Source organism: Levilactobacillus tangyuanensis, assembly GCF_003946545.1.
Lineage (GTDB): Bacteria > Bacillota > Bacilli > Lactobacillales > Lactobacillaceae > Levilactobacillus > Levilactobacillus tangyuanensis.
In genome coordinates this window covers 230,451-254,786 of the sequence record NZ_RHOA01000003.1, presented here as the reverse complement: position 1 = coordinate 254,786, position 24,336 = coordinate 230,451, and the positions used below count along the sequence as shown (strand labels likewise).

General features: G+C 49.9%; 23 protein-coding genes. 7 read left to right on the top strand and 16 right to left on the bottom strand.

Annotated features, from left to right (window positions below; all coding sequences use genetic code 11):
• Positions 1–55 precede the first annotated feature (55 nt).
• On the bottom strand, positions 56–1,132 hold the full coding sequence (locus tag EKM96_RS04425) for a S66 family peptidase (protein WP_125640283.1): 1,077 nt from the start codon (positions 1,130–1,132) through the stop codon (positions 56–58).
• A gap of 234 nt (positions 1,133–1,366) precedes the next feature.
• On the opposite strand from EKM96_RS04425, the gene EKM96_RS04420 reads away from it, so the two are divergent.
• The 3 genes from EKM96_RS04420 (at position 1,367) to EKM96_RS04410 (ending at position 3,079) form a co-directional block, all read left to right on the top strand.
• The gene (locus EKM96_RS04420; protein WP_125640280.1) at positions 1,367–1,864 is read left to right on the top strand and encodes a cysteine hydrolase family protein; all 498 of its coding nucleotides are present in this window, start codon (positions 1,367–1,369) and stop codon (positions 1,862–1,864) included.
• A 130-nt stretch (positions 1,865–1,994) separates the two neighbouring features.
• Positions 1,995–2,342, top strand: a complete 348-nt coding sequence (locus EKM96_RS04415) for an MmcQ/YjbR family DNA-binding protein (protein ID WP_125640277.1) — start codon at positions 1,995–1,997, stop codon at positions 2,340–2,342.
• A 200-nt stretch (positions 2,343–2,542) separates the two neighbouring features.
• Positions 2,543–3,079, top strand: a complete 537-nt coding sequence (locus EKM96_RS04410; protein WP_125640274.1) for a hypothetical protein — start codon at positions 2,543–2,545, stop codon at positions 3,077–3,079.
• Between the two features lie 97 nt (positions 3,080–3,176).
• Here the strand turns inward: EKM96_RS04410 and xerS are convergent, their stop codons facing one another.
• From xerS to parE, 9 genes are all read right to left on the bottom strand, one after another.
• The gene (gene xerS / locus EKM96_RS04405; RefSeq protein WP_125640271.1) at positions 3,177–4,241 is read right to left on the bottom strand and encodes a tyrosine recombinase XerS; all 1,065 of its coding nucleotides are present in this window, start codon (positions 4,239–4,241) and stop codon (positions 3,177–3,179) included.
• 1,170 nt (positions 4,242–5,411) lie between these two features.
• Positions 5,412–5,861, bottom strand: coding sequence for an NUDIX domain-containing protein (locus tag EKM96_RS04400; RefSeq protein ID WP_125640268.1), 450 nt, complete (start codon positions 5,859–5,861; stop codon positions 5,412–5,414).
• A 43-nt stretch (positions 5,862–5,904) separates the two neighbouring features.
• Positions 5,905–6,429, bottom strand: coding sequence for a peptide-methionine (S)-S-oxide reductase MsrA (gene msrA, locus EKM96_RS04395; RefSeq protein ID WP_125640265.1), 525 nt, complete (start codon positions 6,427–6,429; stop codon positions 5,905–5,907).
• A 26-nt stretch (positions 6,430–6,455) separates the two neighbouring features.
• Positions 6,456–6,896, bottom strand: a complete 441-nt coding sequence (gene msrB, locus EKM96_RS04390; protein ID WP_125640262.1) for a peptide-methionine (R)-S-oxide reductase MsrB — start codon at positions 6,894–6,896, stop codon at positions 6,456–6,458.
• A gap of 133 nt (positions 6,897–7,029) precedes the next feature.
• Entirely contained in the window at positions 7,030–7,602 is a 573-nt protein-coding gene (locus EKM96_RS04385; RefSeq protein WP_125640259.1) for a matrixin family metalloprotease, read from the bottom strand.
• Positions 7,603–7,747: 145 nt separating this feature from the next.
• Positions 7,748–8,677, bottom strand: coding sequence for a manganese-dependent inorganic pyrophosphatase (locus EKM96_RS04380; protein WP_125640256.1), 930 nt, complete (start codon positions 8,675–8,677; stop codon positions 7,748–7,750).
• 34 nt (positions 8,678–8,711) lie between these two features.
• Positions 8,712–9,671: a LysR family transcriptional regulator gene (locus EKM96_RS04375; RefSeq protein ID WP_125640253.1), complete on the bottom strand. Its 960-nt coding sequence runs from the start codon at positions 9,669–9,671 to the stop codon at positions 8,712–8,714.
• A gap of 141 nt (positions 9,672–9,812) precedes the next feature.
• Positions 9,813–12,260 (bottom strand): DNA topoisomerase IV subunit A, encoded by a 2,448-nt coding sequence (parC, locus tag EKM96_RS04370; RefSeq protein WP_125640250.1) that lies wholly within the window; start codon positions 12,258–12,260, stop codon positions 9,813–9,815.
• A gap of 27 nt (positions 12,261–12,287) precedes the next feature.
• Entirely contained in the window at positions 12,288–14,252 is a 1,965-nt protein-coding gene (gene parE / locus EKM96_RS04365; protein ID WP_125640247.1) for a DNA topoisomerase IV subunit B, read from the bottom strand.
• Positions 14,253–14,515: 263 nt separating this feature from the next.
• On the opposite strand from parE, the gene plsY reads away from it, so the two are divergent.
• Complete coding sequence (gene plsY / locus EKM96_RS04360; RefSeq protein WP_125640245.1) at positions 14,516–15,154, top strand: glycerol-3-phosphate 1-O-acyltransferase PlsY; 639 nt, start codon at positions 14,516–14,518, stop codon at positions 15,152–15,154.
• Between the two features lie 54 nt (positions 15,155–15,208).
• Here plsY and EKM96_RS04355 read toward each other — a convergent pair whose 3' ends face one another.
• The 4 genes from EKM96_RS04355 to xerC all read right to left on the bottom strand — a co-directional run bounded on the left by EKM96_RS04355 (position 15,209) and on the right by xerC (position 19,068).
• The gene (locus EKM96_RS04355) at positions 15,209–16,084 is read right to left on the bottom strand and encodes an aldose 1-epimerase family protein (protein ID WP_125640242.1); all 876 of its coding nucleotides are present in this window, start codon (positions 16,082–16,084) and stop codon (positions 15,209–15,211) included.
• 61 nt (positions 16,085–16,145) lie between these two features.
• The gene (gene hslU, locus EKM96_RS04350; RefSeq protein WP_125640239.1) at positions 16,146–17,555 is read right to left on the bottom strand and encodes an ATP-dependent protease ATPase subunit HslU; all 1,410 of its coding nucleotides are present in this window, start codon (positions 17,553–17,555) and stop codon (positions 16,146–16,148) included.
• Positions 17,556–17,575: 20 nt separating this feature from the next.
• Positions 17,576–18,118 (bottom strand): HslVU peptidase proteolytic subunit, encoded by a 543-nt coding sequence (hslV, locus tag EKM96_RS04345; protein ID WP_125640236.1) that lies wholly within the window; start codon positions 18,116–18,118, stop codon positions 17,576–17,578.
• A 2-nt stretch (positions 18,119–18,120) separates the two neighbouring features.
• Positions 18,121–19,068: a tyrosine recombinase XerC gene (gene xerC, locus EKM96_RS04340; RefSeq protein ID WP_125640233.1), complete on the bottom strand. Its 948-nt coding sequence runs from the start codon at positions 19,066–19,068 to the stop codon at positions 18,121–18,123.
• Between the two features lie 236 nt (positions 19,069–19,304).
• On the opposite strand from xerC, the gene EKM96_RS04335 reads away from it, so the two are divergent.
• The 3 genes from EKM96_RS04335 to EKM96_RS04325 all read left to right on the top strand — a co-directional run bounded on the left by EKM96_RS04335 (position 19,305) and on the right by EKM96_RS04325 (position 21,076).
• A complete protein-coding gene (locus EKM96_RS04335) occupies positions 19,305–20,057 on the top strand; it encodes a DUF2087 domain-containing protein (protein WP_125640230.1) in 753 nt (250 codons plus the stop codon).
• A 105-nt stretch (positions 20,058–20,162) separates the two neighbouring features.
• Positions 20,163–20,393, top strand: coding sequence for a GIY-YIG nuclease family protein (locus tag EKM96_RS04330; RefSeq protein ID WP_225417592.1), 231 nt, complete (start codon positions 20,163–20,165; stop codon positions 20,391–20,393).
• 11 nt (positions 20,394–20,404) lie between these two features.
• The gene (locus EKM96_RS04325; RefSeq protein WP_125640227.1) at positions 20,405–21,076 is read left to right on the top strand and encodes a chloramphenicol acetyltransferase; all 672 of its coding nucleotides are present in this window, start codon (positions 20,405–20,407) and stop codon (positions 21,074–21,076) included.
• Positions 21,077–21,176: 100 nt separating this feature from the next.
• Here EKM96_RS04325 and topA read toward each other — a convergent pair whose 3' ends face one another.
• Both topA and dprA read right to left on the bottom strand, forming a co-directional pair.
• Positions 21,177–23,288 (bottom strand): type I DNA topoisomerase, encoded by a 2,112-nt coding sequence (gene topA / locus EKM96_RS04320; protein WP_125640224.1) that lies wholly within the window; start codon positions 23,286–23,288, stop codon positions 21,177–21,179.
• Positions 23,289–23,438: 150 nt separating this feature from the next.
• Complete coding sequence (gene dprA / locus EKM96_RS04315; protein ID WP_125640221.1) at positions 23,439–24,311, bottom strand: DNA-processing protein DprA; 873 nt, start codon at positions 24,309–24,311, stop codon at positions 23,439–23,441.
• Positions 24,312–24,336 lie beyond the last annotated feature (25 nt).

Genomic DNA, 24,336 nt, shown 5'->3' with positions numbered 1-24,336 from the left:
ATAGCCCCCTGAATTGGATTGGTTCCAGTTCGGGGGGCTGCTTGTTTAAAGGTGGTTATTCAGCAAAGAATGGCTCTGTGACCGTCAGTGATCGCTTTTCAAAATCAAGGGTTGCCGTCAAGCCATATGGTAAGGCAGTCCGTGGATAGGCGTGGCCGAAATTAAAGTTGGCCATGATTGGCAGATTTCGGTCGGCGGTCTCCTCTAGTAAAACCTGGCAGTAGTCGTCGTAGTAGACCTCATTTTGTGGCTTGCCCGTGATGATGGCCTTAACGTTACCGAGAATACCTGCTTGCTTTAGGTTTCGGAGCATTTGCCGATAGGCGGCAGGGGTTGGCCGTTCTTCACTGGTCTCTAAGAATAGAATCTTATCGCGACATTCTGTGGGACTGGGGAGTAGTCGATAGCGCTTGGCGATGACGGGTTCATCTGGGTAACGGGCATCAGTGAGGAGGCTACTCAGGCTGTCAATACAACCGCCAAATAAACGACCGTTGACCTGTCCATGCCCACGGAGGACCTGGTACCCGCGAGTCTCAGGATGACTGATTCTGGGTGTGTCGAGCGCCGTCGGTGAAAAGTCCTGGCGCTCTTCGTACCAGATGGGACTACTCAAGATCGGCGTGGTGTCGGTATTCTCTAAGTAGTGGGTCAGGGTGCGCTTCGTATATGGCAGTAACGCTGTATCGAGCTCTGCCAGGTCGTTAATGATGTTGGGACCATAGTAAGTGGTGAGACCTAACCGATTGATCATTAAATGGTCAACGGTGGTATCAGAGAAGCCGGTAAATAGTTTTGGATGCTGCTTCACTGTGGCGATACAGGCCGGGTCGTCCAAGAGAAAAGGTGCGAGTCGATAGGTATCAATGCCACCAATCGCACAGAAAATACCAGCGATGGCGGGATCGGCGAAGGCTGCCTTGAGGTCAGCGGCACGGGCCTCCGGATGGGCTTCGAGGAAGTCGAGGCCTTTTAGGGCGTTTGGCATGGGTATTGGAATTAAGCCAAGCTCACGGAGACGTTGTTTGCCTCGCTGATACTCGTGGGCGGCAAAGTCTTCACCCAAGATCCCACTAGACAGGCTAACCAGGGCAACTTTATCTCCCTTATGTAATTGATGCGGCTTGATCATGGACATCCCTCCAATGACTAAATTGGGTTTATTATACGCCTTTGTGCCATGCCTGAAACGGTTAATCTGGCATAGCCATAATTGGTAAGACCCAGTTAAGAATGACTCATCTGGTTTAATGGAAAAGCAGTCATGAAATAAAATAATCATTCCTGAAATATTTTGGTTTTAAGGCCATTATAAATAGCGTATTATAAGACATGAGCTGAAAGATTCCTTAAGGAGGCCATCAACATGGCAGATGTTTTATTAGTCATTGATCTTCAAAATGGTGTTTGTTACGGTGAACAAACCGCAGCGAACATGCCCCAGGTCATTGCGGGTGTCAACGCTAGAATCGCGGCGTACCGCAAGGCCAAGAAACCCGTTGTCTTTATCCAACATGCGGATGAGGACTTGGTTGAGGGGACCCACGATTGGGAACTGATTCCCGAATTAGATTACCGCGACACAGACCCCTTGGTTTCCAAGCATCATGCGAACGCCTTTTACCACACCAATTTGCGACGCGTCTTAACGAGCTTTGCCGCAGAGTCACTCGAAATTTGTGGGGCGCAGGTTGAATACTGCGTCGACACCACGACGAAAGTTGCCCACGGAATTGGCTATGACTTAGAAATGACGCGGGGGCTGACAACCACCGTTGATAATAAATTCATGACGGCCGAACAAACCATTGCCTTCTTTGAGGGAATTTGGAATCATCGGTTTGTGACCATGTTAAACGCCTAACTGATTAAGATCTTGAAAGGTCCTCCTGAAGTGGATTTATACCAATTCAGAGGGGCCTTTTTATTTAAGGCTTGTGTTTTACCAACGAACGACGGCATGGTAATTTTCGGATGAAAGGTAGTCTGTTGCTATGGAAATGACAAAGACAGAATTAATTGAATTTTGTAGCCAGGGAAAAAAAGTCAGAGTTGATCAACCCTTCAACAAGCCAGCACACCGAAATCAAATCATTTTTGATGCGCTCAGGCATGAAGAGAGTCGGAAAATATTTGGTCTGGTCTACGAGAAGGCTGGCAACTTGTATATTGATTTAAAGAGTGACCCTGTGCGAATGGATGAATTAGTTGAGGCTTTTCCTTATATTTTGCCGGGGCAGCATTTCACGAAGAAAAATTGGCTGACCTTGGATATCCGTCAGGTACCCGCCAAAGATATTTTGCGGAAATTTGTTGATGCAAGTTATCAACTGACTGATTAATCAATTGTATGATAAATAACGAATTTACAATAAAAGGGTAACCAAAGTGGGTAAGGTTGTCGAGTTGCCCATGGATTCAGTTCTTTTAAAAAGATAGGTAAAATGGTCAATCGTAATGTGGATTGACCATTTTTTAGGTATAAGGTGTATACTACGGAAATAGTTTTAAACGCTAAATAAATAGCTTAAGGAGTTTAACAATGCAAAATCTTGATTTGACCAATTTGGTATTGGGTGCGTGGCTACTTTTTGTCGTGATCAAACGGCAGCTTGCTCCCAAGGTCGTTCGCTTTAAGATGGAATTTTTCGTATTGGTGACATTGCTGGGCGCCGCCTCAATCGGAGATGCTTTCAATAAACAACACCTACAGATCAGTCCTTCACAGGTGGTTGTCTTTGGTGGCTTGAGCTTAGCCAGTGCGATTATCTTTGCTCTGTTACGGGCTTGGTCCTATCGTTTCTGGGTGGATGATAATGGGCTGGTGATGCGCCAAGGGAATTGGTTGACGCTGGTCTGGTGGGTCGTTGGTATTGCCGGCCACTTGGGTGTTGATCGGTTATGGACCGGCAGTTCAGTGACGTTATTGCTCTATTTGGGCATAACCTTGCTGGTCCAACGCGGGTGTGTTTGGTGGTTAGCTAGCCGGAAGTATCCAACGGAAATGCGCGCGAATGCTGAGCTTCAAGCCGAACGTCATCATGACCGTAGTAGCAGAAGAAAGCGTCGTCGGGAATAAGCTAACGATATTTCTAAAAATACTGAACCATAAAAAATGACTAACTCTGAACGTTTTCTCAGAGCTAGTCATTTTGTGGTATTACAGCCCAATTCGTTTACATTTTTTCCAACCCATGCCGCTGTTCCTCATCAATGATATGGGTGTACAGTCCGGTCGCACTAGTTGAGTTCTGTCCCAGCTGAGTAGCCACGAGCTGTTCATTCTTGGTGGCTAGATAGAGTTTTGAGGCCAATGTGTGACGGAGCTTATGCGGTGTGATGCGGACCTTAAACGCAGAGGAGTACTTGGCCACCATTTTTTCCATGGAATTGGCCTGCATGCGCGAGGCCTGACCGCGGTAGCTGCTGAGGAAAAGGGCTCGATCGCTACTGGTAGCGTGATAAATCGCCGTACGGTGCTCAACGTAGTCTTGAATGTAGGGCAACGTCCACGGCGCGATCGGCACCGTGTCCCGTTGGCCACCCTTACGGACCACACCAATCGTGCCCGTCTTCAGGTTTAGGTGGCGCAGGTCAGCATTGGCAGCTTCTGAGACCCGCAAGCCACTACCTAATAATAGGGCATTGATGGCCAGGTCCCGCCGTTTATCCCGGTGAAAATACCGTTTCTTAGCCGGTGACAACCGGTCTTCGTATTTTTCGTCGATAAAGGCCAGGTAATCATGATCCGTGTCACCCAGCATGAGTTTGGTTTTCAAGTTGGCAGCCCGGGTCGCGTAGGTCTCACTGGTTCGGACCAGGGCAATCTTGTGCATCACGTTGCGGTCGAAGTAGGCCTCACCGTGCTCGTCTTCGGTATCTTCCGTCAGGTACTTGAAGAGCGACGAGAGGGCGTTTAGCGAGCGATTGATGGTTGGATGGGTTCGGCTACCAGGGGCGCCGGTGAGCTTGGTTTGGTTCAGCAGGGCGGACTTGTACAACTCGACGGTTTCTTTCTTTAGACTAGCCAGTACCTGAATATCAATGTCAGCGGGGCAGGTGGCCGGCGTCAGGCCTTCACCAATCAGCCAGTTGAAGAAACGCCGATATTCGGTTAGGTACTGATAGAGGGTGGCTGGGGACAGGGGCACGGTCGCCTTGGCCTGATAGTATTCCTGGACGTACCAGGGGGCGATGGCTAGTTCTTCACCAATTAATTTTAAGTAATGTTGTTTCTCCATAGAAGTAACCTCCGAACGTATGTTCTTACAGACTATATGATACCGGTGATTGACCAGTTTAGCAAGTCCCCCGGCCGTATTTTCACCACCTACTATCTTTAAAATATTTGTTTTAATGAAAGTAGTAGCTTGTGCTTTACCAGTATGCCGAGAGATTAGTTAACTTGAACGGTTAGAAATGGTTGTGATACCTGTTATATAGCTGATTTACGGTGTTTAAGCGACAAATTTACTTGCAGATCATTTGTGGACTAACAAGTACTGTCAAAGCTTTCCGATGCCCACTAAATACTGGTATAATAGCGTTTGTCAGTTATTTGGCCACTAAACCTGTTCGGATCGTGTTGTATGAAATCGGCAATCATCATATGTTGTGGTCACTGTAGTAACCACATTTTTAGGCATACAACGCGTTGGGACTGTATTCGTTCAGGACCACAATGCTCGGCTAACTAGTCGCTAAGGTCTACTGGAGATGAGTCATACGTGTCTCTAGTAGACCGTCTAGCATTTCTACCTGTGATTTAAGGCAACAACTATCAGCAAGCTAGTCAGCAAATCCTGTCTAATATCCCTAATTGGCAATCTGTGTTTGTCTGGCACTTGAGTTTAAGAACCGACAGCAATAACCTAGAGTCAAGTGATATCAGAACCGACTGGCATAACGTGATTTTAGACGTTGATTCTAAGCACACGTTCAGGCTTTAGACGGAGACCTGACCATGAAATTAACGGAGAATCCGCCTGCAAAATACCGATTTTGTCTGGCTTTAACCGGTGAATAGGTTTGCTGACCGCATTCAGTCGTGACGGCAGCGCTTAGTTAAAATTAAACTAAATTGGCAGCAATCAGACGAATGTGGTTGGTAAGTCTGCGAGCTAGTTTAGTGAGCGGCAACCAAACTAGCTGCTGAGCAGCGTAATCGGCAGACACGTGCATGTCGTCAGCGACTTGCCGGTTAACTGAATTGATATTTTTAGTAGCATATTCTCATAAGTTACGAGGCAAAGATTATCGACGTCGATAAAAGAAAGGGCATGGTTATTCCTCAAGTCTTAATCGAAAAGATATTCTACTTTACATAATATATATTATCGAAAGCAGTGCTCAGAAAACGGAAAGCCCCCTGAAACCACAAAAAAACCAATCGACTTGAGATCGATTGGTTTTTATTTGATCAGTTGCAAGTCCATTAGAATCTTTTTTGTCAACGGTGTCAGCGCCAACTGTTTCAAGTCAGCTAACGCCACAAATTTGGCTACGCTAGTTTCCTGTTGGTCAGCCTGCAACTGGCCGGACGCCGCCAACTCATAGACGACGGTTACCGAATCAATCTGGTCACCATTGGGATAAGCATATTGCATGTCCTGACCACTGGCCACCGTCAATAACCGTGGATCTTGTCCAATTAAGCCAGTTTCCTCAGTTAATTCTCTGAGGACGGTTTGCTCAGTACTTTCATCCAATTCCTTTGATCCCGCCGGTAAGCCCCAAAGCTGATTATCCAGGCGTTTTACCAGTAGCAAGCCTAATTGGTCATCATGGACGATGGCTGCGGCACCAACCACGATAATCGGTTTTTGACCGACTTGTTGACGTAGGTTAAGCACATATCCCATCTAATCACCATCCTTCATCTAAATTGTAGCACAGTGAATGAGGTTAATTGGACCAGTATTGCTTAATAAACGCCTCACGCCCGCCCATTTCTTCAATCTGGTAGCGGAATGGGTTGCGACGGTAAAAGTCTTGGTGCTCTTCCTCAGCTGGGTAAAATGGCTGGACGTCTTCAATCGTTGTGACAATGGGGTCATCAAACTGACCACTGGCGGCCAGTTTGTCCTTAGACGCCTGGGCAATGCGCCGCTGCTCAGGACCATTGACGAAGATGACGGGTCGATAGCTGTCGCCCCGGTCTTGGAATTGGCCACTGGCATCGGTGGGATCGGTCTGCCGCCAGTAGATTGTGACGAGGTCATCGTAGCTAATAATAGCGGGATCAAAGGTAATTTCAACCGCCTCAGTATGACCGGTTGTATGACTCGCGACGTCGGCATACGTGGGATTGACCGTATGGCCACCGGTATAGCCGGAAACGACGCTGACGATCCCCGGTTGGGTGTCGAATGGCTTAACCATGCACCAGAAGCAGCCACCAGCAAAAATAGCGGTATCGGTTTGACTCATGAAATCCCTCCTAATTGTGTTTTAGATTACTTAAAGAGTTGCTCGAAGTCATGGTAGCCTTGGGTTTCGAGGTCGCTGGCCGGGATAAATTTCAGGGCGGCGGAGTTGATGCAATATCGCAGCCCCCCCGCCTCTACTGGGCCGTCATTGAAGACATGGCCCAGGTGGGAGCCAGCATCCGTACTGCGGACTTCCTGACGAACCATACCAAAGGAATGGTCGGTGTTCTCATGAACGTTACCGGCATCAATGGGTTTGGTGAATGATGGCCAACCACAACCAGCATCATACTTATCCGTCGAACTAAATAATGGTTGACCACTGACGACATCGACGTAGATGCCGGGTTCATCGAACTGGTCGTACTTTCCAGTAAAGGCAGCCTCGGTGGCGGCGTTTTGAGTGACGGCATATTCCTCTGCCGTCAAGCGCTGCTTCAATTCCTCTTGACTCTCAGATTTAGTCATACGTAATCCTCCGTTTCAATTGTGCACAATTAGTTAACAACTCTAGTTTAGGCTTCCGTCATGAAAATACAACTAATTTGCCCAACAAAAAAGTCACCGGTTGAATCTATCCGGTGGCTTAAGTGATTCTCACTTACGATAAGGATTGACCCGCTGGTGTCTTGTACCGTAGAATAACGCCCTTGATATCAACCTTTTGGATACCTACTGACCGATTCCGATAGTACATGACACTGTTCTTGGATGGATTGTGTGCCAGGCCCATGGTGTGGCCTAATTCGTGTTCGGCAACGTGAAGGTCATCAGAACGGGAGTAATCGTACTCGTCGAATAATGTTGGGTTCAGCGTTGCATCGACCTTTACAAAATAATCGCCTACGGCCCGAAAGTCCGTTAAACCAACGTCCCCCCCCATGGTCGTTGCTTCACTACCAGAGGCCGTCCCCAATACAATCTGGGCCCGACTCTTGGATCCCGCCCGGAAATGAAAGGCGCCGGTCTTGTTCCAGGCCGAGATGGCGGATTCCCAAATTCGTCGATAATAGGTCGATCTGGTGGTGATGACATAGGTTGCGTGATTACTCGTGAATCGTTCCGGTCCGAATGGTGTGGTGCTCGCGGCATGGCCAACGACGCTTCCTGTCCCAGTTCCGATTAAACCCAACGCTACAAGCGCAGTGATAATTCCCCGATACCAGCTTGTCATTGCAAAGTCCCTCTTCCTCGAAGAACGATGTCTTACGCCTACCATCGGCCATCATTGTAGGTCGAACCCGTATGAGATGCGATCAAAATACTCCCTAACTAAACGGATTAGTTAGGGAGTATCAAAACTAGCTTAATTTAATTGACTAGCCTTCGAAGGCCGCCGTTAATGGTGGCACAACTTGCTTCTTACGAGAAACAACACCAGGCAAGCTGGCACGGTTGTTTTCTAACTTCGTATTGAAGGCCGTTTCGACAACGCTCTTTGGTTCACCGGCAACGATGAGTTCAGAGTCACTGTTCAAGACGTTGGTGGCCAAGGTGATGAATAAGTCATAACCGTCAGCAGCCATTTCATCATTCATTTCCTTTTCCAAACCAGCTTGACGGTCCAGAACTTCGTTCAAGTCAACCGTGTTGATTTGGCCAATCCGAACGCTTTTACCGGCCATGTCGAAGGACTTAGCGTCGCCGTCGATTAGTTCCTTGTCGGTCTTGGCAGCGAGGTTAGTCCCAGCCTTTAACATTTCGATACCGTAGCTTTGAACATCGATATCAGCAATTTCTGCTAATGCCCGAACGGCTTCGCGGTCCTTGTCAGTTGTGGTTGGGGATTGTAATAAGAGTGTATCGGAAATGATGGCGGAAAGCATCAAACCAGCTAACTTAGCTGGGATTTCGATTTTTTCTTCGTCGAACATTTCGGTCAAAATTGTGCTGACACAGCCCACTGGTTCTGCCCGGTAGTACAGTGGCATCTTCGTTTCAAAGTTAGCGATCCGGTGGTGATCAACCACATTCGTAACCGTAACCTTGTCCAAGTCACTGACACTTTGCTGAGCTTCGTTGTGGTCCACTAACATCACGTGGTCAACTTCGTTTGAGGCCGTCTTGATAACCCGTGGAGCAGGTTCGTCAAAGTGGTTCAAAACGTAGTTGGTTTCCATGTTGGGTTCGCCTAATGCAACGGCTTCAACGTCCAAGCCTTTTTGGGTCTGGAAGTATGCAAAAGCCTTTGCGGCAACGATTGCGTCAGTATCAGGATTTTGGTGACCAAAAATTAATGCTTTACTCATTAGATAGAACTCCTTTAAAGTAAGATAGTTTTATTTATTGGTTCCGAAGTTGTTTAAGCCTTGAGATGTAGTCATCGGTATGTAAGTACCGGTCAAATTGCGACAAGAAATGACTGATCCGCGGGATTTCGGCTTTGCCCTTTCGGAAAACAAAGGCGAGGTCAAAACGAATATTTGGTTCAAAGTGTGCCGTCCAGGTCTGTGGCAACGCCTCTTGCCCAATCATAAACGAATTAGGCAGCGCTGTCGAGGCCCCCGTCTGCATCGAAAAATGCAGTAACTGGGTTGGTGTGGTGAAATTAGCTACCCCACGGGGAAAATCGGCCAACTGGTTCTTGTAAGATTCATGAAGTGCTTGGTTCAGATAGTAGCCGTCGGGATACATGGCCCAGACGTTAGCCGTCGTATCCTTTAGCTTGATCCGGCGCTTCTTGGCCAGCTGTTCATCATGGTGAATGAATAACAAGTCATCAGAAATAATCTTTTTCGATTCGTAGGGCTTCCAGTTCTTAATTGAATCGTCCGGCAGATACATAATGGCCAGATCGATCTTATTATTCTCTAGACGTTCCCAGATTTCCTTACGCGTCAACATGTGGAAGGAAATCTTTAGATCGGGATTATCCTGATACGACAAGATGGCGAAGTCTTCAAACACCGCGTCCTCGACCGATGCCAATAAGCCAATGCTGATTTCGCCTTGGGTGGCACTGGTCGATTGCTGAATCTCATCCGTCGCCTGGTTGAGGATTCCATAGATCTTGTGGGTGGCCTCAAGCATGGTGTAACCCGCGTCGGAAAGACGGAGCTTCTTGCCAACTGAATAGAATAGGGGTGCCCCTACCGTCCGCTCCAGCTTCTTAATCTGCTGGGTCAGTGCCGGTTGAGTGATCCCCAAAATCTGCGCAGCCTGAGTATAGTTCATGGTCTCAGCTAGCTGCAAGAAATACGTTAGGGTCTTCGAAGAAAAAATGCTTTCCTGCTTGGTCTTCATCCGCTTCTACTCCTTATCACGTCTGACGATGGTGCGACAAAACACCAGGCCAACCTAATGGTAACTATTAAGTTATATCATAGGCTGTTTCCAAAAAAAGCGCAATTAATTCTTCTTATAACTCTATTAATAACGAGACGTCTAATCCAGAACGAGCTCCGTAGGCTTGACCCGTAAGGAAACGGGTTCCCCTTCGACATCAGTATCCACAACGAACGAACCGTTGGAGTAGCGCCCACTGAGTGGATGTTCTGTCGGTAAGACGTCATGCGTTCGTTCACGACTGGTGACGATTTCTAAGGCGGGATTGCCGGCAGGAATCGTCATGAAGTCAACGATTCGATGAGGATCACGTTTCAATTCTCTGAGGATAATCACGCCACGACGGGCCCGACTGGTTACCGAGAGTTCCTTCATTGCCAGGCGTTTAAAGGCCCCGCGCTGAGTGATCAAGGCAATGGTATCACTGTCGTTGACCAAGGCTAGGTTAACCACTTGATCGTCGTCGCGGAGGTCCATGGAACGAACCCCAGTGGTCCGGGCACCGTTGATGGAGACTTCATCGACGGCATACCGTAAGGCGTAGCCGTTCTTCGAGACCAGTAGAATTCCTTGGTCAACGGGTTCTTGTAGGTAAACTACGCGGACGACCTTGGCCTCCGGATGCTTGAGCTTTTCATAGATGGCAGCCCGACTCTTATAGGTTCGGCCGGGTGTCAGGTCGCTAAACGCGGTCTGCTTAATGTAGCCATCGCTGGTCGCAATCAGGAACCGACCGGATTCCTTAAGCGAATCGAAGGCATAGGTGGCCACGATTTCTTCATCGGCAGCTAGGCCGATCGTTTGCGAAATGTGTTCCCCGGTTTCCTTCCACTTGGCGTCCGTAATTTCATGGACGGGTCGATAGATGAGGTTCCCCTTGCTGGTGAACATGAAGAGATGACTCAGTGTGCTGAGCTTTTGCAGGAAGATTGGATAATCCTCATCCTTCAAGCCGTTATCCTCGGGATCGGAAGCCGTGTAGGACCGGACACCAGATCGCTTCAGATAGCCATCGTGACTGACCAAGACGATCACGTCTTCATCGGCAACGGTCACTTCCGTCTTAATCTTGAGGTCTTCAATTTCATTCTCAATTTCTGTTCGGCGATCGTTCCGGTAACTCTTGGCAATCGTCTTTAGTTCGGACCGCAACACGGCATTTAGCTTTTTCGGCTCGGCCAGAATCTGGTGATCCTCATCAATCGAGGCAGATAGCTTGGCTGACTCGGCTTCGAGCTGGGTCACGTCGGTATTGGTTAATCGGTAGAGTTGCAGGGCCACAATTGCGTCGGCCTGTTTCTCGGAGAAATCATAGGTACTAACCAGATTGTCGCGGGCATCACGCCGATCCTTGCTGGCCCGAATCGTTTGAATGACCTGATCCAAAATGGATAGGGCCTTAATCAAACCGGTCACAATGTGTTGCCGATCCAAGGCTTTTTGAAGATCGTATTGGGTCCGCTTGGTAATGACCGTGCGTTGGTGTTCCAGGTAAGCCGTGAGAATGGTCTTTAATCCCACGTGTTCTGGCCGCATGTGGTTGATGGCCACCATGTTAAAGTTGTAGGCGATTTGTAACTCGGTATTCTTGAACAGGTAGTTCAAAATCCCCTTGGCATCGGCGTCACGCTTTAATTCAATGGCAATTCGTAGCCCGTCCCGGTCACTTTCGTCCCGAACTTCTGCGAGCCCTTCAACCTTCTTGTTCAAGCGGATTTCATCAATCTTTTTGACCAATTGGGCCTTGTTGACTTCGTAAGGAATTTCGGTCACGGTAATCTGACTCTTGTTACCGCGAAGTTCTTCAATAGCGGTTTTCGAGCGAACAACGATTCGGCCACGGCCGGTCTCATAGGCCTTAACAATTCCGTCACGACCTTGAATAATCCCGCCGGTTGGAAAGTCTGGACCCTTGACGAAGCCCATGAGTTCTTCCAGGGTGGCCTTGGGATGACTAAGGAGGTAGACCAAGGCGTCCACGACCTCACCCAAGTTATGCGGTGGAATCTCCGTCGCATAACCGGCCGAGATCCCCGTCGATCCATTGACCAGCAGATTGGGGAAACGCGCCGGTAGAACGGTTGGTTCATACTCGGTATCGTCAAAGTTTAAGACCATTTCGACGGTATCCTTATCGATGTCTCGCAACATCTCACCGGCCAACTTACTCAGTCGCGCCTCGGTATACCGCATGGCAGCCGCGGGGTCCCCATCCATGGAACCGTTATTCCCGTGCATTTCAACGAGGGGTTCGCGGACCTTCCAGTCCTGGCTCATCCGCGTCAGGGCTTCGTAGATGGAACTATCACCATGGGGGTGAAAGTTACCCATGACGTTCCCGACAGACTTTGCAGACTTACGGAACCCCTTGTCGTAGGTGTTGCCGTCCTTGTTCATGGCAAATAAAATTCGCCGTTGAACGGGCTTGAGGCCGTCGCGAATGTCTGGCAAGGCCCGTTCCTGAATGATTGACTTGGAATAGCGGCCGAACCGGTCGCCCATGACTTCTTCCAAGGTCAATTCTTGAATATTTTGTCCTTCACTCACGAACTCATTACTCCTTTCACCGGTAAATTAGGATTTGTTAGACTCGTTTTCCAACAAACTTGAACTATCGTCTTCCAACGTAAACTGCACGTTGTTTTCGATCCATTTCCGGCGGGGTTCAACTTTGTCTCCCATTAGCGTCGTTACCCGGCGTTCTGCTAGGGCGGCGTCGTCGATTTGTACCCGGATTAGCGTCCGATTCTCGGGGTCCATGGTGGTTTCCCAGAGTTGACCGGCATCCATTTCCCCTAACCCCTTGAACCGTTGTAAATGATACCCGTGGTTCGCAATCTTACTGGTCTTCTCGGCTAATTCATCGTTGGTCCAGGCATATTCGATGCTGGGTTTCTTCCCCGTCTTTTGAATCCGGTACAGTGGCGGTAGCGCAATATAGACCCGACCGGCATCGATCATGGGCCGCATATACTTGTAGAAGAAGGTCAACAGGAGAATCTGGATATGGGCACCGTCGTCATCGGCATCGGTCATGATAATAATCTTATCGTAATTGGCATCCTCGATATTGAATTCTGAACCGACACCGGCACCAATGGTATAAATCATGGTACTGATTTCTTCGTTCTTCATGATGTCTGGCAGCTTGGCCTTCTCGGTGTTCAAGACCTTCCCCCGTAAAGGCAGGATGGCTTGGAACTTCCGGTTACGACCTTGTTTGGCCGAGCCCCCGGCGGAATCCCCTTCGACTAGGAACAGTTCGTTCTTAGCCGAATTCTTGGATTGGGCGGGCGTCAGCTTCCCCGAAAGCAGGCGTTCATGTTTCTTGTGACGCTTGCCGTTACGACTCTCGTCGCGAGCCTTGCGGGCGGCTTCACGGGCCTGACGGGCCTGGGTGGACTTCTTGATTAACATCTTCCCGAAGTCCCCGTTTTCCATCAGGTAGTAGCCCAGTTGTTCATTGATGACGTTGTCGACAATTGTCCGGGCCTCGGGCGTCCCTAATTTTTCCTTGGTTTGACCCTCGAACTGTAACAGGTTTTCGGGAACTCTAAGGGAAATGACTGCGGATAAGCCTTCACGGACGTCACTACCTTCGAGGTTCTTATCCCGTTCCTTTAGCAGGCCAACCTTGCGTGCATAATCGTTAAAGGCCTTGGTCCAGCCGCTACGCAGGCCGACCTCATGGGTTCCGCCATCCTTGGTGCGGACGTTGTTGACGAACGACAAGAGGTTTTCGGTATAGCCGTCGTTGTATTGCGCAGCCACCTCAACTTCGATACCATCCTTCTTGCCATCGAAATACATGATGTCCCCAAGGGTGTCCTTATCTTCGTTTAGATAGTTAACAAACTCCTTGATCCCATCATCGTATTGGTAGGATTCTTCTCGTTCTTGCCCTTCCCGTTCGTCGGTGAGCGTGATCTTGACGCCCTTCAAAAGGAAGGCAGATTCACGGAGCCGTTCTGCCAGCGTCCCAAAATTATAAACGGTGGTGGTGAAAATACTGCTATCGGGCTTGAAGGTCATCGTGGTCCCGTTGTGAGCCCGGGTGTTGCCCTTCTTTTCGAGGGTGCCTTGTGGCTTGCCCCCGTTCTTAAATTTTTCTTGGTAGCGCACGCCATCGCGGACGATGGTGACGGTGAGTGAGCTGGATAAAGCATTGACGACCGAGGCCCCCACCCCGTGGAGACCACCGGAGGTTTTATAGCCCCCCTGGCCGAATTTACCACCGGCATGCAGGACCGTCAGAATGACTTCGGGGGTTGGAATCCCGGAGGCGTGCATGCCTACTGGCATACCCCGCCCATGGTCGACCACTGTAATGCTATTGTCAGCATGAATGGTGACATTGATTTCTTTCCCGTAGCCCGCTAAGGCCTCGTCAACGGCGTTATCGACAATTTCATAGACCAGGTGATGTAAACCCCGGCCGTCGGTAGAACCGATGTACATACCGGGTCGTTTACGAACAGCTTCCAATCCCTCCAAGACTTGAATGGAGGAATCGTCATATGTTGGTTTTGCTTTCGCCATGCGTAAATCCCCTTTACTTTTTACGAATTTTCAGAACTTAACCAGGTGCTATCTCAGTGTACTCCTGGCCGAACGTACGTTCAAATAAATTGGCCAAAGCCCCCAGGACAGCGCTCAGTAACTTCATAATCATACCACAGGAACCGAAAAACTTGCTAGCCAATCAGGAGATATTTGGCGGCGGCCTGAAAACATGCTAAAATAATGAGCAGCTTCTTTGGGACCTGACTGATCCCAAGGATTACAGAGCGGAGGAATGACTCGTGAAATTAATTGGCTTACTCATCGTGGCCTACCTGTTGGGAGCAATCCCCAACGGTGTCTGGATTGGCAAGGCCTTCTTTAAAACTGATATTCGACAATCGGGGTCCGGTAACATCGGAACCACCAACACCTACCGGGTCCTCGGCCCGTATGCCGGCACGACCGTGATGGTCTTGGACATCGCTAAGGGAACGGTTGCCACCCTCTTGCCCACCCTCCTACCGAGCTGGGTGCCGGCACATACGGTACTGGGATCGGCCTTACCCCTATTATTTGGGCTGATGGCGATTCTTGGTCACACCGTTTCGATCTTCGACCACTTCAAGGGCGGCAAGGCCGTTGCCACCTCGGCGGGGATGCTGCTCGCCTATAACCCGATTATGTTCGTGATTGCCGCCGGGCTATGGGTTAGCCTGATCTATTGGACGAGTATGGTTAGTCTGGCCAGCATGATTGCCTTTTCACTGGTGACGCTGATCTCACTGTTCTTCCACGACTGGTATTTGACCGGCATTGCCGTGGCATTAACGGCCTTTGTCTTCTACCGGCACCGGACCAACATTACCCGGATTCGTGAAGGAACCGAATCCATGGTGCCATTTGGGCATGGTTATCATAAACGACAACTGAACAAATAACCGAAAAGGACTATCAATGACCGCGCGAGGCGATCGTTGATAGTCCTTTTTTAGTTAGAAACAAGTAATTTGGTAACTGGCATTGAAGTCTTCATGGACCGCCAGATGATTGATGGCAACCTTGGTGGCTAAGTCGCCGGTAGCGTTAACGTCGTCGGCTAGCCCCCACCATGGTTCCAGGCAGACGAATGGGGCTTCCTTAGGGTATGGTGACCAGATGCCGAGATAGGGTGCGGTGGTGGTCAGGGCAACCCCATGGTCGTCGGCCGCCGTGCTCAGCATGACCGTCGTCTCGGGATTGGTCAGCGTCAGAATTTGGGCATCGTGTTCAAAGAGATCGTGGGTGAGCCCCATGGGCCGTGACAGGTCTAGGGGAACGCTGTGCGTGCTGTCGCTGTATGGCCCGACCAAAGGGATTCGTTGGTAGGCTTGCTTAGGAGCCACCGTGACCACGTAGTCCGTAAAGTCAGCTGTCGCACCACCAAAGGGAATGTTGAAGCCGGGATGTGCACCGAAGGAGAAGTCCATGGCAGTATCCGCCGGATTCGTCACCGTGGCGTTAACCTTCAGTTGGTGATCGACGAGTTCGTAGGTCAGCGTGAGGCTAAAGTCATTCGGGTAGAGTAAGTGTGATTCGGTGTCCGCCGTTAAGCGTAAGACCACGCGGTCTGCCGATTGTTCAATCGTGGTGAACTCGCGGTCACGGGCAAAGCCGTGTTGCGTCATCTTATAGGTCTTGTCGTCCACGCGGTACTCGTTGTCCTGCAACCGGCCAACGATCGGAAACAGGATGGGCGCATGCCGTCCCCAGTATTTGGCATCGGCCTGCCACAGGTATTCCAAGCCCGTGTCATTGTCCTTAATGCTTGTGGGTTCGGCTCCCAGCGGATTAATTTGTGCGGTTAGATAGTCATTCTTCAAAGTTAGCATCTGTGTTTACATTCCCTTCCCTAAAAAAACGGTCGTGGCCCCTGCCACGACCGTTAGTTTCTTACAAGATGTAACGGGACAAGTCCTTGTTTTGGACAATATCACCAATTTTATCATTGACGTAGTTTTCGGTAATCGTGACGTCACCGGTCCCCATGTCAGGCCCCTCAAATAGGAGATCCTCCAGCAGCTTTTCGAGGACGGTTTGTAGCCGCCGGGCCCCGATGTTTTGGTTCTCATGGTTAAGTTCGAAGGCCAATTCGGCAATGCGTTCGATGGCTTCCATGGTGAAGGTGACCTTCACGTTGTCGGTACCAATCAAGGCAATGTATTGCTTAACCAGGGCATTGTTTGGCTCCGTTAAAATCTTAACGAAGTCGGACTTGCTGAGGTCGTTTAATTCAACCCGAATTGGGAAACGCCCTTGGAGTTCGGCAATGAGATCACTTGGCTTAGATTCGGCAAAGGCCCCGGCAGCGATAAACAAGATGTGGTCGGTCGAAATCGAGCCATACTTAGTCTTGATCTGGGTTCCTTCAACGATTGGTAAGATGTCACGTTGGACCCCTTCACGGGAGACATCGCCGCTGTTTTGGCCACCCTTGGTAATCTTATCGATTTCATCCAAGAAGATAATCCCGGTGTTTTCGGCCCGTTTGATGGCATCGTGATTGATGTCGGCATTGTTAACGAGCTTTTCGGATTCCTCGGCAACCAGAATTTCCCGGGCTTCCGAAACGCGAACGGTGCGCTTGACCCGCTTCTTCGGCATGATGGCGCCTAAGGTATCGTTCAAGTCGATTCCCATTTGGCCCAACATGTTGTTATCCGTGGCGTTGGCTTGTTCGGGATCGGCCATCTCAATTTCCACTTGGTTATTTTCAAGTAAGCCCTTGTCGAGTTGTTCCGTCAGGGATAACCGTTGGTTACGAATATCATCGGTGACCTCTTCGTCATCGGCCGGTGCCGTCGGGGTTTCCCCGTTTTGCATCTGGGAGAACATGTTCATCATGTTAGAGAAGTCATTGTTTTGTTTCTGTTCCTTCTTCTTTGCAGGGGCCAGTAGTTTGACTAACCGTTTGTTAGCCGCCTGGACAGCATCGCTACGCACGCGGGTAAATTGGTCTTGCTTTTCCATATTAACGGAGACTTCAACCAGGTCACGCACCATGGATTCCACGTCGCGACCGACGTACCCGACCTCGGTAAACTTGCTGGCTTCAACCTTGGTGAACGGCGCATGGACAATCTTAGCGAGTCGTCGGGCAATTTCAGTTTTACCGACACCGGTGGGTCCGATCATCAGCATGTTCTTTGGTGAGATTTCCTCTTGCATGGCGTCGTCGAGTTGCATGCGACGGTACCGGTTACGCAAGGCGATGGCGATGGCTCGTTTTGCCTCATCTTGGCCAATGACGTATTGGTCAAGTAGGCCGACGATTTCTCGTGGTGTTTTATCAATAGCATCCATATTTTGTGTCCTCCGTTCGATTAGAGTTCTTCTGAGATAACGTTATTATTTGTAAAGATATCAATGCCACCCGCAATATGAATGGCGGTTTCGGCAATTTCCTTGGCGCTCATGTCCGTGGCGTGATGGTGTAAGGCGGTCGCGGCGGCCAAGGCAAAGTTGCCACCAGACCCAATGGCTAGGATGTCATCGTCTGGGGCAATGACTTCACCGGAACCAGATACGAGTAACATCTCGTCCTTGTCCATGACGATGAGCAGCGCCTCAAGCTTCTGTAGGGCCTGATCGGAACGCCATAACTTGGCGAGTTCAACGGCGGCCCGTTGTAAATTGCCGCTGTATTCGTTGAGTTGGCCTTCGAATTTTTCTTCTAGGTTGAAGGCATCGGCAACACTTCCGGCAAATCCAACCACCACTTGGTCGTTGTAGATGCGACGGATCTTGTGAGCGGTACCCTTCATGATGACCTTTTCACCCATGGTGACTTGGCCGTCACCAGCCATCGCGTTATGGCCGTTGTGACGAACGGCACAGATGGTCGTTGCTTCAAATTTTACTGGCATAATTATTTTTGCTCCTTTTTAGTTGATGAGGAATCCGAGTGGCCCTGTGTGGCCCGCGGGAAAAACTTGCGATAGTCCCGTTGTAAATGTTCTCGGGTAACGTGGGTATAAATTTGGGTGGTCGAGAGGCTGCTGTGGCCGAGTAATTCTTGAACGGAACGCAGGTCGGCCCCTCGATTCAAGAGGTGTGTGGCAAAGGTGTGACGGAGCATATGGGGATGAATGTCCGTGGTTAACGTGCTCCGCTGAATGATTTGATTGAGGAGATAGGTGACACCCGCCGAGGTCAATTGTTCGCCACGATAGTTGATGAAGACGAAGTCATGAGCCTGGTCATTTTGGGCCATGATTGGGCTACGCGCCGCATTGAAGTAGGCTTGTAACGCATCGCTGGCATAGTGGCCGAACGGCACATACCGTTCCTTGTTCCCCTTCCCGTGAATCAGCATGATCCGGTTATCGAAATCAACGTCGGTCAAAGTGAGATTGACACACTCGCTGACCCGAATGCCCGTCCCATACAGAACTTCCAGTAGGGCAGAGTCGCGGGTGGCCAACTGGTCGTTGGGATTTGCCGCGGCTGCCACAAACAGAGCCGTCATTTCTCGTTCATAGAAGAATCGGGGCAAATGGTTCTGATGATGCTTGAGCTGGACGTAGGCAAATGGATCGTCCTTCGCCAGGCCATTGCTGATGAGAAAGTTATATAACGATCGTAATGTTGAGAGCTTTCGGGCGATGGTCGTCCGGGCATAATGCCGGTCGTACAGGTCGCTCAAGTAGACCTCGACATCGAGCTGGTCGATGTCCGCCCAGGGCTTACGCCCGCCATTATCCGCCAGAAATTGGTCGAATTCGGCCAGATCCTCGCGATAGGCCTTGACCGTTTCCGGAGAGTACTGCCGCTCACCGCTGAGATACGTGATAAATTGTTCAACTTGTTTGTCCACGACAACACCTCCTGCCCTGTTAATGCTAGCAAACGCTTTTCTAAAACTCAATTAACTCATCAAAAAACTCCCTAGTGGCTCGTCACCAGGCCAACCTAAGCGCAACCTCAGTCGAATCCCTGCCAATCTGCCACCAAATTGGTGGCGATCGACTGGCAACGATAAACCAATAATTTTTGAAATGTGTTGACAGAATCAGTAAACGTTTGTAGAATAATTTCATTGGAGGGATAAACATGTCCTCATTAGAACGTTCCTTAACCGAAATTGAACAAGGCTGGCACCAGACCGACACCGATTATGTTTGCCATTACTGTGACACGGTATTTGCCAAGGATGAGGTCTTTCCTGTTGAAGGAAAGTTCTATCCGGCCGCTGAAATGATTCGGCAACACGTTGCCCAGGCCCACCCGGATGCCATCAATGACCTGATTCAAACCGACAGCAAGTATAATACCCTGACGACTAAACAACGCTCGCTCCTCATGGCCTTTGCTCGTGGGGAAAAGGACGCCACCATTGCTGGGGAAACTGGCGTCGCTGCCGCAACCGTGCGTCATCAAAAATTCACCTTTCGCGAGAAGGCCAAGCAGGCCAAGCTGTACCTGGCGATCTATGAACGCGTGTTTAACCAAACACCCGTACCGGATGCCCTGGTTGATTTGCCCGAGCAGACCGGACCGGTTGATGATCGTTTCGCTATCACCACGACTGAGTTTCAGACAATTGTCCAGAAATACTTTATCTCGACCGACCCGCTGCGGTTAAAGCGGTGGCCTAAATCACAGAAGGCTATTTTGGCGGTTCTGAAGCAAGTGATGAGCCTTATCCCCGTTGACCGGCACTACACGGAACGAGACTTAACGGCCGTGCTCAAGCCAGTCTACGCGGACTATCCGATGTTACGGCGTTATTTGATTGACTATGACTTTCTGCAACGAAAGGCCGATGGCAGTGACTATTGGCGGAACCCAGATTACAAGGAGTAAATTATGAATCGAAAAGAATTGCTTCAACAATACAAGGCCACGCCAACCTTCTATGGCGTTATCGAAATTAAGAATACCAAAAATGGTTAGACGTTTATCGATGTTGTGTCCAACATTCACAATCGTTGGGGTTATTACCAAACCAATTTGAACGGGCATTTTTACCATGACACCGATCTACAACGGGACTGGGACGAACTTGGCGCCGCGGCATTTAGTTATCAGGTCTTGTGGGAACAAGACACCAGTGAGGTCCTCAACCTGCGTCAGGCGATGAAAGACGTTAAGGCCAAGTGGTTAACCTTGAAGCAACCCAGCTATAATCACCCCTCATAAGGAGACTGAACATGACAGAATTAAATACGACGAGTCACCCGATCGATCAAGCAACTTGGTCACGGCGTGAGAGTTTTTATTACTTTACCAAGATGATGCCTACCGGTTTTACGATTAACGTTGAGATTGATGTGACGGCCACCAAGCACTGGCTGGCCGCTCGTCAATTAAAATTTAATCCGGCCTACCTCTATCTCGCGTCACGGGTCATCGCGGAAATTCCCGAATTACGAGTAGGTCGCAACGAGGCGGGCGAACTGGTTCACTTCGACGTCTTACACCCTAGCTACACGATTTTTCATGGGGATGACCACAGCATCTCAAGCCTCTGGACCGCCTATGATGCCCAGTTTGAACAGTTTTATGCGAATTATTTGGCCGACCAGGAAACGTATGGCGACCAACATACCCCGATGCCGAAGGCCCCTCGGAGTGCTAACACCTATATGATTGGTAGTCTGCCCTGGACGCATTTTACCTCGTATACGCCGTTACCATTTGGGCCACTGAACACCTTCTTCCCGGTGATCCAGGCCGGTAAATTCGTTGAAGACGGTCAGCATGGCTGGCAAATGCCTGTGTCCGTGACCATTCACCACGCGGTTGCCGACGGTTATCACGTGAGCCAATTCTTTGAACGCCTGCAAACGGTCTTTGATCACCCGGAAACTTATTTAGCCTAAGTTCGTCATGCCGACCATAACTTGGTCGGCTTTTTTTGTGGGACGATGGATCAAAAAACGTTGCCGTTCTCTTTCGAGGGCGGCAACGTTGACGAACCATTTATTTTTGGGGGGCTTCTTCGTAATCGCCGTTAGGACAAACGATTTGACTCCCACCACGAATTTTCTTGGCAACCAGGTAGTGACCGTCCTTAGGACAATCACGACCGACTGGCTTGTCCCATGAGACGAAGTCACAGTCTGGATAACGGGAACAGCCGTAGAAGATCCGGTTCTTCTTGGACTTCCGTTCGATGACTTGGCCTTTATGACAAACCGGACAAGTGACACCGATTTCCTTAACGATAGCCTTGGTATTGCGGCAATCTGGGAAGCGTGAGCAGGCGTAGAACTTACCGTAACGCCCCATCTTGATAACCATTGGCGCGCCACAGATGTCACAGTCGAAGCCGGCAGGTTCATCACGGATCTGCACCTTTTCGATGGCGTCTTCGGCGTGGGCCACTTCCGTTGAGAATGGCTTGTAGAAGTTATCAATGACCTTAACCCAGTCCTGATGACCTTCTTCAATCCCATCTAATTCATGTTCAAGGTCGGCCGTGAAGTCAACGTTGACCACGTCCGGGAAGTAATCGTTGATAATTTGATCGACGATTTCTCCCAGCTCAGTGGGTTCAAAGCGACGGCCAACCAACTTCACGTAGTACCGCCGTTGGATGGTGTCCAACGTTGGCGCATAGGTTGATGGTCGACCCACACCGTTTTCTTCCAAGGCCTTGATTAGGTTGGCTTCGGAATAGCGTGCAGGCGGCTGAGTAAAGTGTTGGGCCGGATCGGTCTTGGCTAACTTGACTTGGTCACCGATCTCAAGATCGGGTAACAGGTTATCTTTTTCCTTACCATCCTTGTAAATCTTCAGGAACCCTTCGAACTTCATCTTAGATCCGTTGGCCCGGAAAGTGACCCCATTTTGTTCAATGGTGACGGCCATGGTATCCATGATCGCGTTGGTCATTTGACTGGCGACGAACCGGTTCCAGATTAATTGGTAAAGCCGGAATTGGTCACGCGTCAGCTTGTCCTTAAGGCTAGCGGGTGTCCGGAAGACGGACGTTGGCCGAATCGCTTCATGGGCGTCTTGGGCCCCTTCAGGTAATTTCCCCTTGATTGGCTTGGTAGCGGCAAATTCCGCCCCATACTTCTCGTGAATGAAGGTTGAGGCCTCATGTTTAGCAATGCTGGAAATCCGCGTGGAGTCGGTCCGCATATAGGTGATAAGCCCTTGCGTCCCTTCTTTACCCAGGTTAATCCCTTCGTAGAGCTGTTGAGCGGCCATCATGGTCTTTCGGGTCCGGAAGTTTAACTTCCGGTTGGCATCTTGTTGCATGGAACTCGTCGTAAATGGTAGTTGTGGGGAACGCTTCCGTTCCTTCCGGACAACGTTGGTAATATCAAAATTACCCTTGCGGTCGAGTTTGTTTAGCACATCTTGAACGGCGTCATTGTCTTTCAAGCCGGCCTTCTTGCCATTTAAGCCATAGAAGCTGGCATTAAAGGTTGAACGGCCCTTCTTGAATTCCGTATCGATCGTCCAATATTCTTCGGGTTGGAACGCCTTGATTTCCTTTTCGCGTTCGATGATCAGCGATAAGGCGATGGATTGGACCCGTCCGGCACTCAGGCCCTTTTTAACTTTTTTCCATAACAGTGGTGAAATGGAATAGCCCACCAACCGGTCCAAGATCCGACGGGCCTGTTGGGCATCGACCAGATCCATGTCGATTGAGCGCGGGGTCTTGAAGGCCTCTTTAACGGCATCCTTTGTGATTTCGTTAAAGGTCACTCGGTTCTTGGCCGTGACGTCAAGGTTAAGCACATGGGCCAAATGCCAGGCAATGGATTCCCCTTCACGGTCAGGGTCAGATGCGAGGTAGACGGCCTTGGCCTTTTTGGCCTCGGAACGCAGGCCCTTGATGACGTCACCCTTACCACGAATCGAGATGTAATGTGGATCGTAGTCGTTATCGACGTCGACCCCCATCGAACTCTTAGGTAAGTCACGCACGTGGCCTAGACTAGGGACAACCTTGTAGGTCCGTCCTAGATATTTCTCAATGGTTTTGGCTTTTGCGGGCGATTCAACGATGACTAATTTTTTTTGCGGCGCCCGCCGCTTTTTGGTGCTGGATTTAGTTTTTGTCTTGGTAGGCAATGCACATTACTCCCTCGAATGAACAACGAAGAACCCTGTAAGGCTTGGGTTTCGTGTCCCCATAATTGATTATTTTGCGGAATTTTAAGTTCGCGAAATTTTTCACGTTTAATCCCACACATGATATTTCAACAGAGGGTGGGTTGTCAACTAAAATTCTTCTATTATATGGCCGGAATTAAGAACTGGCTTTGCGCCCGCCAGAATTAATTCATTCGTTCCAACCGAATTCTTTTGGGTGATTGGACCCGGTACCGCCAGAATATTGCGGTTTTCTTGCAGGCCAATGTTTGCCGTGATTAGGCTGCCAGAATGATGGGCAGCCTCGATGACTAGGATGGTCCGTGCTAGACCGGCGATCAGCCGATTCCGTTCCGGAAAATGGTGGCGGGCCCCCGGCGTCCCCAGCGGATATTCCGAGAGGACGAGTTGTTCTCGCATCAGGGTCGTCATTAGCTCGCGGTTGCAGGCCGGATAACAGCGGTCGAGCCCGGTTCCAATCACGGCTACGGTATGGCCATGGTGGGCCAAGGCGACCTGATGCCCTAGGGTGTCGACCCCCTGGGCAAGGCCCGAAACAATACAGATCTGGTGATCGACGACTGCCGGTAATAGGCGGCGCATCGCTTGAACGGCATATGGCGTCGGCTGTCGCGAGCCAACTACCGCTAATTGGGTAGCCTGTAACAAGCGGACATCACCCCGAAAATATAAGGCGACTGGCGGTGCATATATCTCACGGAGCTGGGCCGGATAGGCCTGATCGACAATGGTTAGACACCCACCGAAGGTTAGATTTGCGCGAACCTGTCGGGTAAGCTCTGTTGAAAATAACTGCTGGTGCATTGCCGTGGCCTGACTAATGGTCATGGGGATTTCCGTACAGAGTTGATCGACCAATTCTGGGGTGAACGTTGCTTGGGGATGATGTTTGGTCCAGATCCAACAAGCCCGGCAGGCCTTCTGACCAATGCCCGTAATCAGTGGTAACCGCATGAAAAAATCACGAAGTGTCAGTTGCATGGTGGCAACCGCCCTTTCCTCTTTT